Annotated in this window: 13 protein-coding genes and 5 tRNA genes; all 18 read right to left on the bottom strand. The window is 57.0% G+C overall.

All coding sequences use genetic code 11. From position 1 onward, the window contains the following. Nucleotides 1-4 precede the first annotated feature (4 nt). Nucleotides 5-520, bottom strand: a complete 516-nt coding sequence (luxS, locus tag AS136_RS03140) for an S-ribosylhomocysteine lyase (protein ID WP_002914351.1) — start codon at nt 518-520, stop codon at nt 5-7. Nucleotides 521-683: 163 nt separating this feature from the next. Next, nucleotides 684-2,240 carry a glutamate--cysteine ligase gene (gene gshA, locus AS136_RS03135; RefSeq protein ID WP_008806148.1) on the bottom strand — a complete coding sequence of 519 codons (1,557 nt, stop codon included), beginning with the start codon at nt 2,238-2,240 and terminating at the stop codon, nt 684-686. Nucleotides 2,241-2,306: 66 nt separating this feature from the next. Continuing rightward, nucleotides 2,307-2,735, bottom strand: coding sequence for a YqaA family protein (locus AS136_RS03130; protein WP_008806149.1), 429 nt, complete (start codon nt 2,733-2,735; stop codon nt 2,307-2,309). Next, nucleotides 2,732-3,298, bottom strand: coding sequence for a fructose-1-phosphate/6-phosphogluconate phosphatase (gene yqaB, locus AS136_RS03125; RefSeq protein WP_004174701.1), 567 nt, complete (start codon nt 3,296-3,298; stop codon nt 2,732-2,734). Before yqaB ends, AS136_RS03130 begins: the two co-directional genes overlap by 4 nt. 124 nt (nt 3,299-3,422) lie before the next feature. Continuing rightward, nucleotides 3,423-3,737, bottom strand: a complete 315-nt coding sequence (locus tag AS136_RS03120; RefSeq protein ID WP_008806150.1) for a BON domain-containing protein — start codon at nt 3,735-3,737, stop codon at nt 3,423-3,425. Between the two features lie 288 nt (nt 3,738-4,025). Next, a tRNA-Arg gene (locus AS136_RS03115) sits at nt 4,026-4,102 on the bottom strand. A gap of 228 nt (nt 4,103-4,330) precedes the next feature. Further along, nucleotides 4,331-4,407 (bottom strand) — tRNA-Arg (locus tag AS136_RS03110). A gap of 61 nt (nt 4,408-4,468) precedes the next feature. After that, nucleotides 4,469-4,545, bottom strand: a tRNA-Arg gene (locus AS136_RS03105). A 150-nt stretch (nt 4,546-4,695) separates the two neighbouring features. Beyond that, nucleotides 4,696-4,772 (bottom strand) — tRNA-Arg (locus AS136_RS03100). A gap of 4 nt (nt 4,773-4,776) precedes the next feature. Then, nucleotides 4,777-4,869: transfer RNA gene (locus AS136_RS03095), tRNA-Ser, on the bottom strand. Nucleotides 4,870-5,191: 322 nt separating this feature from the next. Beyond that, a complete protein-coding gene (gene csrA / locus AS136_RS03090) occupies nt 5,192-5,377 on the bottom strand; it encodes a carbon storage regulator CsrA (RefSeq protein WP_000906486.1) in 186 nt (61 codons plus the stop codon). Between the two features lie 364 nt (nt 5,378-5,741). Then, nucleotides 5,742-8,369 carry an alanine--tRNA ligase gene (alaS, locus tag AS136_RS03085; RefSeq protein ID WP_008806151.1) on the bottom strand — a complete coding sequence of 876 codons (2,628 nt, stop codon included), beginning with the start codon at nt 8,367-8,369 and terminating at the stop codon, nt 5,742-5,744. A gap of 251 nt (nt 8,370-8,620) precedes the next feature. Further along, entirely contained in the window at nt 8,621-9,121 is a 501-nt protein-coding gene (gene recX, locus AS136_RS03080; RefSeq protein ID WP_008806152.1) for a recombination regulator RecX, read from the bottom strand. Between the two features lie 70 nt (nt 9,122-9,191). After that, nucleotides 9,192-10,250, bottom strand: coding sequence for a recombinase RecA (gene recA / locus AS136_RS03075; protein ID WP_004205686.1), 1,059 nt, complete (start codon nt 10,248-10,250; stop codon nt 9,192-9,194). Between the two features lie 90 nt (nt 10,251-10,340). Then, nucleotides 10,341-10,838, bottom strand: coding sequence for a nicotinamide-nucleotide amidase (gene pncC, locus AS136_RS03070; protein ID WP_012540790.1), 498 nt, complete (start codon nt 10,836-10,838; stop codon nt 10,341-10,343). A 138-nt stretch (nt 10,839-10,976) separates the two neighbouring features. Beyond that, entirely contained in the window at nt 10,977-11,855 is an 879-nt protein-coding gene (locus AS136_RS03065; protein WP_063266663.1) for a metal ABC transporter substrate-binding protein, read from the bottom strand. A 7-nt stretch (nt 11,856-11,862) separates the two neighbouring features. After that, a complete protein-coding gene (locus tag AS136_RS03060) occupies nt 11,863-12,726 on the bottom strand; it encodes a metal ABC transporter permease (protein ID WP_008806155.1) in 864 nt (287 codons plus the stop codon). Next, nucleotides 12,723-13,433: a metal ABC transporter ATP-binding protein gene (locus AS136_RS03055; RefSeq protein ID WP_012540787.1), complete on the bottom strand. Its 711-nt coding sequence runs from the start codon at nt 13,431-13,433 to the stop codon at nt 12,723-12,725. The genes AS136_RS03060 and AS136_RS03055 overlap by 4 nt, the downstream gene beginning before the upstream one ends. Between the last annotated feature and the right edge of the window lie 373 nt (nt 13,434-13,806).

Below are 13,806 nucleotides of genomic sequence, written 5' to 3'. Positions count from 1 at the left end.
AGCACTAGATGTGCAGTTCCTGCAGTTTTTCTTTCGGCAGCGCCAGTTCGTCGTTGCTGTTGATGCGTACATCGCGCTCAATGATATGACGAGCGATGTCCTGGGCCTCTTCCAGCGAGTGCATGGTATAGGTTCCGCACTGGTAGACGTTGAGCTCCGGGATCTGGTTCTGATCTTTCACCTTCAGCACATCGGCCATCGCCGCTTTCCAGGCGTCAGCGACGCGCTGCTCGTCCGGTGTACCAATCAGGCTCATATAGAACCCGGTGCGGCAGCCCATTGGCGAAATGTCGATAATTTCCACGCCATTCCCGTTCAGGTGATCGCGCATAAAGCCCGCGAACAGGTGCTCCAGGGTGTGGATACCGCGTTCCGGCATCACTTCCTGGTTCGGCACGCAGAAGCGCAGATCGAAAACGGTGATTTCATCGCCATGCGGCGTGTTCATTTTCTTCGCGACACGCACCGCTGGGGCTTCCATTCGGGTATGGTCGACTGTGAAACTATCTAACAACGGCATTCGTCACCTCCGGGAGTGATTTTTTTTAAAATAAAATGAACTCTTTGTTCAGCCGCGAGTCTCAGTATATGAAAGACGCGCATTTATTATCATCATCATCCCTGAATCAGAGATGAAAGTTTGGCCACATTGATGTGGCCTTTTTCTTTTGTATCGTCAGCGGCTACGCGTGTCGTGCCAGCAGCGCTTCGAACGGCTCACTGTCTTCCGCTTCCACTTTCTTCTGCCGCGCCACCGATGCCTCGCGCTCGGCGATGAAATCGGCTTCGCTCAGGATCTCCAGCGGCTCTTCCCGCAGCTGCGTCCGATAGCGATCCGCCAATGCACGGCCAGTGCCGCCAATCCCTTCTTCAATCATAGAACGCAGAATGCGGGCTGAGAAGGTTAATTCCGGATCGTCAAAGCAGGCCAGCAGCTCGTCGCAGACCTGCTGATATGCCTGGCCACCGTGGATACTGTCAAGGGTCTGCGCCACGCGGCGTAAATCGCGGAACAGATCTTTGCCCACCTGAGCCAGCGGGAACTGCGCGCTTTCGCAGCCAATCCCCAGCGTTAAGCCCGGCTTACGCCCTTCCAGAATCACCCGATTCCAGTTGGTGCGAGTGCACAGCAGCTCATCGCTGCTCATCTCCGGCGCGTCGGCCAGCGCGCACCAGACCATAAACAGATCGAGGAAACGCACCTGCTGGGCGTCAACGCCGATCGGCGAGAACGGGTTGATATCCAGCGAACGCACTTCAATGTACTCAATGCCGCCGCGCAGCAGCGCATCGGACGGGGTTTCGCCCCGACGGGTCACGCGTTTCGGACGGATCGGCGCATAGAGTTCGTTTTCAATCTGCAGGATATTGCTGTTGATCTGCAGATACTTGCCGTCTTTCTGCAGCCCGATTTTAGCGTACTCTTCCGACGGCGTTTTAATCGCCCGCTTCAATCCTGCCACATACTCATGCAGATCGTTAAACGTAATTCCGAGATTGCTTTGCGACTTATTGGTATAACCGAGGTCGCTGAGGCGCAGCGAGGTGGCGTACGGCAGGTAGTACATACCATTACCCGCTTCCTCAAAAGGCAGCGTCGTCGGTTTCCCTTGCAGGAACGAGGAGCAAATCGCCGGCGAGGCGCCGAACAGATAAGGGATCACCCAGCCAAAACGATAGTAGTTACGAATCGAGCGGAAATAGCCCGCCGAGATAGCTTCTTTACCGCTTTCGACGTCTTCCACGCCACACTTCGCCTGCCAGAACGCCATCGGCAGCGAGAAGTTATAGTGCACGCCGGAGATAGTCTGCATCAACGCGCCATAGCGGTTCTTCAGCCCCTCGCGATACAGCGTTTTCAGACGCCCCACGTTTGAGGTGCCGTACTGCGCCAGCTCAATATCCTGACCGGGAGCGATATAGCATGGCATACTCAGCGGCCACATCCGCTCGTCGCCCAGCTGACGCGCGGTATAGCGATGGACATCGCGCATAAAGGTCAGCATATGCTCAATATCGCCATCCACCGGCGTAATGAACTCGAGTAAAGCTTCGGCAAAATCGGTGGTAATCCATTTATGCGTCAGCGCTGAGCCTAACGCCAGAGGGTGACCGGTCGTTGCAAGGGTGCCGTCTGCGTTCACGCGCAGCGTTTCCCGCTCCAGACCACGTTGAATACCCTGCAGAGCCTGCGGATGTTTTTCCAGCCAGGCCAGCGCCTGTGATACGTCCGGGATCAATTTGACCTCCCGCCTGTCGAAATCGTTTGAATAAGCATAATTGTAATGGATGAACTATCAGTCCAATTAGTGCCACCACGTCATACCCTGAAGCGTCGCTGCTGCAATAACGATATAGCGCAGCGCCTTACCAAGGCATAAGAAAAAGAGTACCGGTCCCCAGGAAATGCGCATCCATCCCGCCAGCAAACACAGTAAATCGCCGACAACCGGCGCCCAGCTCAGTAAGAGCGTGACCGCGCCGTAGCGCTTAAGCCAGCCAGCCGCCCGCTCCTGCCAGCGCGAGGTTTTGCGCAGCGGAAACAAGCGCCCCAGAATAACGTTAGTTACCCCTCCAAGGCTATTGCCGATTGTTGCTATTAATACTAACCACCATGGATGACTGACCCCTGCAAGTAGCATAGCCACCAGCACAACCTCCGAATTACCGGGAAGCAGCGTGGCGCTTAAAAAGCTACTGGCAAACAGCGAGGTGAGTGACAGCGCGTCGCTCACAGCAAACGCACGTCAACAGCGTCCATGCCTGCACGCTTCGCCGCCTGCAGACCAAAGTCGGCATCTTCGAAGACCACGCATTTTTCCGGCGCGACGCCCATGCGCTCGGCGCACAGCAGGAAGGTATCGGGCGCGGGTTTATGGTTGACCACATGATCGGCCGCCACCACCGCAGAGAAGTAATGACGCAGGCCCAGGTGCGCCAGCAGCGCCTCGGCGACGGCGCTTTCGCTGCCGGTACCCACCGACATCGGGCGACGACCATGCCACGCCTTGACCACCTCAATTAGCGGCAACGGGCGTACGCTGTCCAGCAGCATCGCCTTAACCGCCTGGGTTTTTTCCTGCGCCAGGCGATGTGGATCGAGATCCGCCTGGTTGAGTTCAATAATCGCCTGGGCAATCCGCCAGGTTGGTGAGCCATTGAGCGCGACCATCGCCTGTTCGTCGAAACGCATACCGTAGCGGCCCAACACCTCGTTCCATGCCTGCCGATGGGTCGGCTCGGTATCGAGAATGGTGCCATCCATATCAAAGATCAGTCCTGCGTAACCTTCGTACATTGTCTTCTCACCAACCGGTTAATGAATAGTTACTCTATCGCAAAAGCCCGTCGTTGTCGCGGCCAGCGGCTCAAACGACAAAGGCGCCCTCAGGCGCCTTCAGGCAAAAACCGGGTAGTGGGTCTTATTTAATACGCAGATCGTTCTCGACCATACGCACGCCCTGCACCCGACGGGTGACTTCCACCGCACGTTTAGCGCTTTCCGCAGAGGAGACAAACCCGCTCAACTGCACGCGGCCTTTAAAGGTCTGGACGCTGATTTCTGAGGACTTGATATCTTTATCGTTAAAGAGCGCCGTTTTCACCTTAGTGGTCACCACGGTATCGTCAATGTAACCGCCGGTGCTTTCTTTGGTGGACGAACCGGCACAGCCAGTAAGGGCCGTCGCCACCAGCAGCGTCGCGCAAAAAGCAGGTATTGCTTTGAACCATTTCATGGATTTCTCTCCTTGCATTTAACTCAGCCTGATAACGCTGATATACAAGGATAAATTATAGTGGAAAGCGCGGCTTGCCAATAAAAAAAGTCAGTATGAAACCGGTGATGGAAAACGAGGTTATAGGGATGGTGAGGAGAGAGTAAAGAGTGAAGATGGTGCATCCGGGAGGATGACTCGGCTAAGCCTCGCCCTTCGGGCCGTTGCTTACGCAACGTTATCCTTCCTGGTGCTGACGATAATTTCGCAGACCATGCAACAACATCGTCGCTGCTACTAAGGAGAATATGGTGCATCCGGGAGGATTCGAACCTCCGACCGCTCGGTTCGTAGCCGAGTACTCTATCCAGCTGAGCTACGGATGCATCGGGAAAGCTATTTTACTGCGAGGTTACTCTCCTGGCACTTACGATGGTTTCGCAAACCAGATAACAACAATGTTGCTGTTACTAAGGAGAATATGGTGCATCCGGGAGGATTACTCGGCTGCGCCTCGCCCTACGGGCCGTTGCTTACGCAACGTTATCCTCCCTGGTGCTGGCCATAATTTCGCAGACCATAAAACAACATCGTCGCTGTTATCAAGGAGAATATGGTGCATCCGGGAGGATTCGAACCTCCGACCGCTCGGTTCGTAGCCGAGTACTCTATCCAGCTGAGCTACGGATGCATCGGGATTACTGCTGTAATTCTGATATCAAATTTCGCGATTTGCCATTCTTATCAAAGAATGGTGCATCCGGGAGGATTCGAACCTCCGACCGCTCGGTTCGTAGCCGAGTACTCTATCCAGCTGAGCTACGGATGCATCGGGAAACTTGCTTTACTACGCGTCAGTGTCACAACTAACACCTGCCACACTGAGTATGATGGCCTAATCGGTAGAGTGACTCGATTATGCCTCGCACTGCGGGCCGCTGCTTTCACAGCGTTCTTCTCTCTTAATTCAGAAAGAAGATGGTGCATCCGGGAGGATTCGAACCTCCGACCGCTCGGTTCGTAGCCGAGTACTCTATCCAGCTGAGCTACGGATGCAAAATGGCGGTGAGGCGGGGATTCGAACCCCGGATGCAGCTTTTGACCGCATACTCCCTTAGCAGGGGAGCGCCTTCAGCCTCTCGGCCACCTCACCACACACGCCTCTTTCGAGTGCTTCGAAGAACTTGTTTCTGCTCTTCGTCGCTGCGATGGCGCACATATTACTTTCTGGTACTTATAAGTCAAACACTTTTTCGAGACCTTTTTTCGTTTGCACACTTCGCACGCAATTCGCGTGCAAAAACGGCAAAAAGGGCAATTTATCAACAGGAAATCAGACCTGACGCAGGCATAACGCCAAACAGCCAAAGCGGCAAAGGGTGATGAAAACCGGTATTGCGCAGGGGAAAAAGTGAAAAAGGCAAAAATAACGGCGGGAAGGGATGCGCCTCACTGAACAGCGAGGCGCGGAAACCTTAGTAACTGGACTGCTGGGATTTTTCAGCCTGAATACGCTGGTAGATCTCTTCACGGTGAACAGATACTTCTTTAGGGGCGTTTACGCCAATACGAACCTGGTTACCCTTCACCCCTAAAACTGTCACAGTGACCTCATCTCCAATCATGAGGGTCTCACCAACTCGACGAGTCAGAATCAGCATTCTTTGCTCCTTGAAAGATTAAAAGAGTCGGGTCTCTCGTATCCCGGCATTATCCATCATATAACGCCAAAAAGTAAGCGATGACAAATACCTTGCGGTATAAGGCAGTCATGGCATCACATTCTGTTAAACCTAAGTTTAGCCGATATACACAATTTCAACCCGACTTTATCGTTATCAGTACTTATGACGCAAGGTGCCGTTTCCCCGAGGTTACGGCACCTATACCCGCCATACTTCAAGTTGCCTGTGTGTTGGCTTTCCTCACTCACCCCAGTCACTTACTTGAGTAAGTTCCTGGGGATTCGCTGCGTCGCCGCCTTCCTGCCACTCGAATTATTTAGGGTATAGGCGTTTATAGTTATTACAGTTTTGCGCTGACCCAGCCTTTCACACTGGCTAACGCTGCAGGGAGAGCAGACGCATCGGTACCACCGGCCTGCGCCATATCCGGACGACCGCCCCCTTTACCGCCCACCTGCTGAGCGACCATACCAACCAGCTCCCCTGCCTTCACGCGATCTGTCACATCCTTAGACACACCGGCAATCAGGGAAACTTTACCGTCTGCGACCGTAGCCAACACCACAACCGTCGAACCCAGTTGGTTCTTCAGATCGTCAACCATGGTACGCAGCATCTTCGGCTCCACGCCGGCCAGCTCGCTGACCAGCAGCTTAACGCCGTTAATCTCTTCCGCTTTGCTGGAGAGGTTTGCGCTCTCCTGCGCCGCAGCCTGCTCTTTCAGCTGCTGCAGCTCTTTTTCCAGCTGACGGGTACGCTCCAGCGCGGCGCGAACTTTCTCGCCGAGATTGTGGCTGTCGCCCTTCAGCAGCTGTGCGATATCGCTGAGCTGATCGCTCTGCGCGTGCAGCATGGCTATCGCGCCTTCGCCGGTTACCGCTTCGATACGGCGCACGCCAGCGGCGGTACCGGACTCAGAGGTGATGCGGAACAGGCCGATATCACCGGTACGCGCCGCGTGAGTCCCGCCGCACAGTTCGGTGGAGAAGTCGCCCATCTGCAGCACGCGGACGCGGTCATCGTATTTCTCGCCGAACAGCGCCATGGCGCCGGATGCGCGCGCGGCATCGATATCCATAATGTTGGTTTCGATAGCCAGGTTACGACGGATCTGCGCATTGACCAGATCTTCGACTGCACGGATCTCTTCCGGCTTCATCGCTTCGAAATGCGAGAAGTCAAAGCGCAGCGCTTTATCGTTAACCAGCGAGCCTTTCTGCGCCACATGGGTGCCGAGCACCTGGCGCAGCGCCGCATGCATCAGATGCGTCGCGGAGTGGTTCAGACGGATACGCTGACGGCGAGCCTCGTCCACATCGGCCTGCACCGCGTCGCCCACTTTCAGGGAACCGCTGGCGACTTTACCGATATGACCAATGGCCTGACCGTACTTCTGCGTGTCGCTGACGGCGAAGGAGAAGCCTGCGCCTTTCAGTTCGCCTTTATCGCCCACCTGGCCACCGGATTCCGCATAGAACGGGGTCTGGTCGAGGATCACTACCGCTTCCTGGCCCGCGCTGACACTATCCACCGCTTTACCGTCGATAAACAGCGCAGTCACTTTGCCGTTCAGCTCCAGATGATCGTAGCCTTTAAATTCAGAGACTCCGTCAACGCGGATCATCGCGTTATAGTCAGCGCCGAAACCGCTGGACTCGCGCGCGCGGCGGCGCTGCTCTTCCATGGCGGCCTCAAAGCCAGCTTCGTCAACTTTAATGTTGCGTTCGCGGCAGACGTCCGCCGTCAGGTCGACCGGGAAGCCGTAGGTGTCGTACAGACGGAAGGCCGTTTCGCCATCCAGCGTGTCGCCTTTCAGCTTCGACAGCTCTTCATCCAGCAGCGCCAGTCCGCGCTCCAGAGTACGGGCGAACTGCTCTTCTTCAGTTTTCAGTACCTGCTCAACCTGAGCCTGCTGCTGTTTCAGTTCTTCACCGGCGGAACCCATCACGGCGATCAGCGGGGCAACCAGTTTCCAGAAGAAGGTGTCCTTCGCGCCCAGCATGTTGCCGTGACGGATCGCACGACGAATGATGCGACGCAGCACGTAGCCGCGGTTTTCATTCGACGGGATCACGCCGTCAGCAATCAGGAATGCACAGGAGCGAATGTGGTCGGCAATCACACGCAGCGACTTGTTCGTCAGGTCGGTCGCGCCGGTGACTTTCGCCACGCTGGCGATCAGATCGCGGAACAGGTCGATATCATAGTTGGAGTTAACGTGCTGCAGCACGGCGGCAATACGCTCCAGCCCCATACCGGTATCAACGGACGGCTTCGGCAGCGGCTCCATGGTACCGTCAGCCTGACGGTTGAACTGCATGAAGACGATGTTCCAGATCTCGATGTAGCGGTCGCCGTCTTCTTCCGGGCTTCCCGGAGGGCCGCCCCAGATGTGATCGCCATGGTCGAAGAAAATCTCGGTGCACGGGCCGCACGGACCCGTGTCGCCCATCTGCCAGAAGTTATCAGAAGCAAACGGCGCGCCTTTGTTGTCGCCGATGCGGATGATACGCTCGCGCGGAACGCCTACTTCGTTAGCCCAGATGTCGAACGCTTCGTCATCGGTCTCGTAGACGGTAACCCACAGCTTCTCTTTCGGCAGGGCGAACCAGTTTTCACCGGTCAGCAGTTCCCATGCGTATTTGATGGCATCCTGTTTAAAGTAATCGCCAAAGCTGAAGTTGCCCAGCATTTCAAAGAAGGTGTGGTGACGCGCGGTGTAACCGACGTTTTCCAGATCGTTGTGTTTACCACCCGCACGCACGCAACGCTGCGCGGTGGTCGCGCGCGAGTAATTACGTTTATCGAGGCCAAGGAAGACATCCTTGAACTGGTTCATCCCGGCGTTGGTAAACAGCAGGGTTGGATCGTTGTGCGGTACCAGGGAGCTGCTGGCAACTACCTGATGTCCCTTACTATGGAAAAAGTCGAGAAACGCCTGACGGATCTCAGCGGTGCTCTTGCTCATAATTATCCTGAAATCAAGCTACACGTCATCCTTCAAGTCGCCTCTGTCCTGGCTGCGCTTGCTCTCCCGGCACCGAACTGACGTGCGTTCCAGAAGATGTTCTCTCTTGCCGCCCTGATGCAGCTTGAATGATTTTGTGTATAAGGAATAATCGCCCTGGACGCTGTCTGTACTGTCACAACCAGCGGCCCGACGGAATAAAGTGGGAATAAGATAAGTTTTCTTTACGGCGAAGTAAAATCCCCGATGGGTCAATCTGCAAAATTTCGCCAGATTTCCTGGATATCTTCCATCAGGTAGCCGCGGTAAAGCAGGAATCGCTGAACTTTCACTTTTTCAGTAAAGGCGGAAGGTAACGGTTCGCCGTATTTACGCTGCGCCTGCTCCCTGGCAAGGCTCACCCAGTCGATATCACATTCGCGCATCGCCTGTTCAACGTCCTGGCGGGCAATCCCTTTCTGGCTGAGCTCCTGACGAATGCGCGCCGGACCATAGCCTTTGCGGCTCCGGCTGGCGATGAACTGGCCGACAAAACGGTGATCGTCGAGATAGCGGTTTTCGATACACCAGGCAACCACCTGCTCCAGCTCTTCGGGGGTGACGTCCAGCGCCTCGGGGCCATTTTTGCTCATTACTGGTGCAGCCAGTTTGCGCCGCAGCTCCTGTTCGCTGTGGTCGCGCATGGCCAGAATGCGGATAGCGCGGTCCAGCAGGCGGGCGTAGCCGGAGCGGCGTGATGAAGGTTCAGTCACAGGCACCTCAATAATCTAAAAAATGCAAAAGGGCCGCATAAGCAGCCCTTTATCACTCTGTTAGACGATATCAGAAATCTTGTTCCGTTTCTTCTGCGTCGTTGCCGTCAACGGCGAAGTCCGGCGTAGAGTCCTGGTTGTTGAGCAGCAGTTCGCGAACTTTCTTCTCAATTTCTTTCGCCGCCGCCGGGTTCTCTTTCAGCCAGGTGATCGCGTTCGCTTTACCCTGACCAATTTTGTCGCCGTTGTAGCTGTACCAGGCGCCCGCTTTCTCAATCAGCTTCTCTTTCACGCCCAGGTCAACCAGCTCGCCGAAGAAGTTGATGCCTTCGCCGTAGAGGATCTGGAATTCAGCCTGTTTGAACGGCGCGGCGATCTTGTTCTTCACCACTTTGACGCGGGTTTCGCTGCCGACGACGTTGTCGCCCTCTTTCACCGCGCCGATGCGACGGATGTCCAGACGCACGGAGGCGTAGAACTTCAGCGCGTTACCGCCGGTGGTGGTTTCCGGGTTACCGAACATTACGCCGATTTTCATACGGATCTGGTTGATGAAGATCAGCAGCGTGTTGGACTGCTTCAGGTTACCCGCCAGCTTACGCATCGCCTGGCTCATCATACGCGCCGCGAGACCCATGTGAGAATCGCCGATTTCGCCTTCGATTTCCGCTTTCGGCGTCAGCGCCGCGACGGAGTCGACGACGATAACGTCAACCGCGCCAGAGCGCGCCAGCGCGTCACAGATTTCCAGCGCCTGTTCACCGGTATCAGGCTGAGAACACAGCAGGTTGTCGATATCCACGCCCAGTTTGCGCGCATAGACCGGGTCCAGCGCGTGTTCGGCATCGATGAACGCACAGGTTTTACCTTCACGCTGCGCTGCGGCGATAACCTGCAGCGTCAGGGTGGTTTTACCGGAAGATTCCGGCCCGTAGATCTCGACGATACGGCCCATTGGCAGACCGCCGGCGCCGAGCGCAATATCCAGAGAAAGCGAGCCGGTGGAGATGGTTTCTACGTCCATAGAACGGTCTTCACCCAGGCGCATGATGGAGCCTTTACCGAATTGCTTTTCGATCTGGCCCAGTGCAGCCGCCAACGCTTTCTGTTTGTTTTCGTCGATCGCCATTGTTACTCCTAATCATGCAGGGTGAAGCGTGTTCGCTTCGCCGTTAATATTTGTTCAGTTGAGGCAATTATACTGTATGGTCATACAGTATCAAGTGTTTTGTAGAAATTGTTGCCAGAGCAGATTGAGCGCATAGGCCGTCGCCTGACGACGCACCGCTTCGCGGTCTCCGGCAAAGCATTCGCGCCGCGTCACGCCTTGCCCGCTCACGCTGGCGACACCAAACCACACCGTGCCGACCGGCTTTTCGTCGCTGCCGCCATCCGGCCCGGCGACGCCGCTAACGGAGATGGCATAGTCCGCGCGCGCCGCGCGCAGTGCGCCGATCGCCATCTCGACCACCACCGGTTCGCTCACTGCGCCGTTGTCCCGCAGCGTCGCTTCGCTAACGCCGATCATTTGCGATTTGGCTTCGTTGCTGTAGGTCACAAAGCCGCGTTCAAACCACGCTGAGCTGCCGGCAATATCGGTGATCGCTTTCGCTATCCAGCCGCCGGTGCAGGATTCCGCCGTGGTCACCGTCGCACCGCGCGCCTTCAGCGCCCGGCCCACCTTCTCGCTTAGCTGCATTAATTCTGAATCGGTCATTATCGCCCCGCTTTGGTCTGGATAAAGAGGCCATCAAAGATAGCACTTTCCACAGAGATATGGGGACGAGGTGTGGAATTTACGAGGGGACATCCAAAATGAATCATCCCGGCGATGCCGGGATGATAAATCGCACGATTACTTCATGCTGGCGGCGATCAGCGCCACGTTATGACGCATCATTTTCACATAGCTATCCGCGACGCCACCCGGTGCGGAGAGCGCCTCCGGATAGAGTTCGCCCCCCGGCTGGGCGCCTGTCGCGCTGGCGATTTGCTTCACCAGCCGCGGGTCAAGCTGGTTCTCCATAAACCAGGTATGGACGCCATCGGCTTTGATTTGCTTAATCAGCGCCGCCACCTGCGCCGCGCTGGCCTCGCTCTCTGAAGAGAGCCCCTGTGGCGCGAGGAATGTCACATTGTAAGCGCGGCCAAAATAGCCGAAGGCGTCATGGCTGGTCAGAACCTTGCGCTTTGCCAGCGGAATGGCGCTGAACTGCGCTTTCGCCCAGCCGTCGATATTCGTCAACTGCTCGATATAGCGCTTGCCGCTGCTGGTCAACGCCGCTTTATCTTCCGGGTCGGCTTTCACCAGACCATCGAGGATATTCTGCGCATACAACGCACCGTTCGCCGCGCTGTTCCAGGCGTGGGGATCGGTCACCGTTTTGCCATCCTCATCAAGGGTATGGGTCTTGACGCCTTTCGAGGCCACCACCAGCTCGCCCTTAAAACCAGAGGCCTTAATCAGACGATCCAGCCACCCTTCCAGCCCCAGGCCGTTGACCACCACCACGTCGGCCTTGCTGAGCAGCGCACTATCTTTCGGCGAGGGCTCGAAGGTGTGTGGATCGCCGTCCGGGCCGACCAGCGTTTCGACATGGACATGCTCGCCGCCGACCTGCTTCACCATATCACCCAGCACCGAAAAACTGCTTACCACGTTCAGCGTTTTTGCCATCGCCCCCTGCGCCATCAGCCCCAAAGCCAGCGCCACAACCATTGCACTACGTTTCATCATTTCCTTACCCCATCAATTTGCGCCAGCCGATCAGCAGCCGGCTATGCGTGCCAAAAAACAGCGAAATAAAAAACAGCGCGCTGGCGGTCAGCACGATGGCGGGCCCGGCGGGAAGACTGGCCGCCCAGGAGAGACTTAATCCCAGCCAGGCGCAGAGTGCGCCGGAGAGCGCCGCCAGCAGCAGAATGCCCGGCAGCGTTCGCGCCCAGCAGCGCGCGGCAACCGCCGGAAGCATCATCACCCCTACCGCCATCAGCGTGCCGAGTACCTGAAACCCCGCCACCAGATTAAGCACCAGCAGCGCCAGAAACAGTCCATGCAGCAGCGCGGGAAGGCGGGGGTGGTTCACCTGCAGCCAGGCGCTGTCGAACGCCTCGCTGACCAGACCGCGGTAGCACAGCGCAATGCACAGCAGCGTCAGGCTGGCGACGCCGCTGACAAATAGCGCCGCGTCACGATCGACCGCCAGAATAGAGCCAAATAACAGATGCAGGAGGTCGACGCTGGAGCCGCGCAGCGACACCAGGGTGACGCCCAGAGCCAGCGATCCCAGATAAAATCCGGCAAAGCTGGCGTCCTCTTTTAACGGTGTCCGCCGGCTCACCCACCCGGCCACCAGCGCCACCACGATGCCGGCGATGAAGCCGCCCAGGGTCATGGCCAGCAGCGACATGCCGCTCAGCAGATACCCCACCGCCACCCCGGGGAGAATGGCGTGCGACAGCGCATCGCCCATCAGGCTCATACGCCGCAGCAGCAGGAAGACGCCCAGCATGGTGGTGCTCAGCGACAGCGCCAGACACACCACCAGCGCCCGGCGCATAAAACCAAATTCAATAAAAGGCTGAAAGAAGGTGTGCCAGATCATGCCGACCTCGCATGACTGAAAGCCGGAAGTACCGCCCGGGTGACGCCCCAGCAGGCGCGTTGGGAAGTCAGCAGCAGCGTCTCGGGGAAAAAGTCGGCCACCCGCTGGTTATCATGCAGCACCGCCAGGATGGTCTGCCCCTGCTGATGCATCTCGAGGATCAATTCCATCAGTTCCCGGCAGGTCGCTTCGTCGATGCCGGTGAAGGGCTCGTCGAGCATCACCAGCGGCGCTTGCTGCACCATCACCCGGGCAAACAACATGCGCTGAAACTGGCCGCCGGAGAGCGCCTCAATCGGCGATTTCGCCAGACCCGCCAGCCCGACCCGCTCCAGCACCGCGCTGATACGTCGCCGGGTATCGCCGCCCAGACCGCGTAGCAGCGACACGCCGGGCCATGCGCCCTGACTCACCACATCCTGCACGTTGAGAGGAAACTGCGACTCGAGGGCATGGCGCTGCGCCAGCCAGCCAATCACCGGCCGTTTCCCCTGCCAGCGCAGGCGGCCACTGACCGGTGGTAGAAACCCGGCGAGCGTTTTCAGCAGCGTTGATTTTCCGCAGCCATTGAGGCCAACGATTGCTGTCAGGCTGCCGGGGCATATCATCCCGCTCAACGGTGGGGTGATCGCCACCCCGTCATAGCCAGCGACCAGTTGCTCCAGCTCAATCATGGCAGCGCCACCGCCCACCAGGTCGCTAACCATAGCGCCACCAGCAGCACGCCTGCGATGGTCGCGCGCGTCGCGCCGGATGCCATAAAAACTGATGTGAACATATTTCACCTCTTTTAATGTTATAACATAACAATACAGAAGCAAAAAAAGAATGTAAATCAGTGTCAGTGGGCAGAAATGTAACAAAGGTCAACAAGAGGCATGCGGGCGGGAAAAAACGAGAGGTTAAGCGCGGCCTCCCCGGCGTCATCCCCCGGTCGCGCTGCGCTTACCGGGGCTACCAACCGGATACCAGACCGTAGCCCGGATAAGGCGCTACGCGCCGCTATCCGGGGAGGCGCGGAATCTGTCAGTAACGTAGCCGCAGTGTTGCCGATGGGCGACAAGCTGTCATTGAACTCTC

Source organism: Klebsiella sp. D5A (genome assembly GCF_001620885.1).
Lineage (GTDB): Bacteria > Pseudomonadota > Gammaproteobacteria > Enterobacterales > Enterobacteriaceae > Klebsiella > Klebsiella variicola.
This window is presented reverse-complemented; position numbering and strand designations above follow the sequence as displayed.

Bases quoted from the DNA above. Each gene is read 5' to 3' on its own strand.
- luxS (WP_002914351.1), bottom strand. From the start codon at position 520: ATGCCGTTGTTAGATAGTTTCACAGTCGACCATACCCGAATGGAAGCC.
- yqaB (WP_004174701.1), bottom strand. From the start codon at position 3,298: ATGTACGAAGGTTACGCAGGACTGATCTTTGATATGGATGGCACCATT.
- AS136_RS03120 (WP_008806150.1), bottom strand. From the start codon at position 3,737: ATGAAATGGTTCAAAGCAATACCTGCTTTTTGCGCGACGCTGCTGGTG.
- csrA (WP_000906486.1), bottom strand. From the start codon at position 5,377: ATGCTGATTCTGACTCGTCGAGTTGGTGAGACCCTCATGATTGGAGAT.
- alaS (WP_008806151.1), bottom strand. From the start codon at position 8,369: ATGAGCAAGAGCACCGCTGAGATCCGTCAGGCGTTTCTCGACTTTTTC.
- recA (WP_004205686.1), bottom strand. From the start codon at position 10,250: ATGGCGATCGACGAAAACAAACAGAAAGCGTTGGCGGCTGCACTGGGC.
- pncC (WP_012540790.1), bottom strand. From the start codon at position 10,838: ATGACCGATTCAGAATTAATGCAGCTAAGCGAGAAGGTGGGCCGGGCG.
- AS136_RS03065 (WP_063266663.1), bottom strand. From the start codon at position 11,855: ATGAAACGTAGTGCAATGGTTGTGGCGCTGGCTTTGGGGCTGATGGCG.
- AS136_RS03060 (WP_008806155.1), bottom strand. From the start codon at position 12,726: ATGATCTGGCACACCTTCTTTCAGCCTTTTATTGAATTTGGTTTTATG.
- AS136_RS03055 (WP_012540787.1), bottom strand. From the start codon at position 13,433: ATGGTTAGCGACCTGGTGGGCGGTGGCGCTGCCATGATTGAGCTGGAG.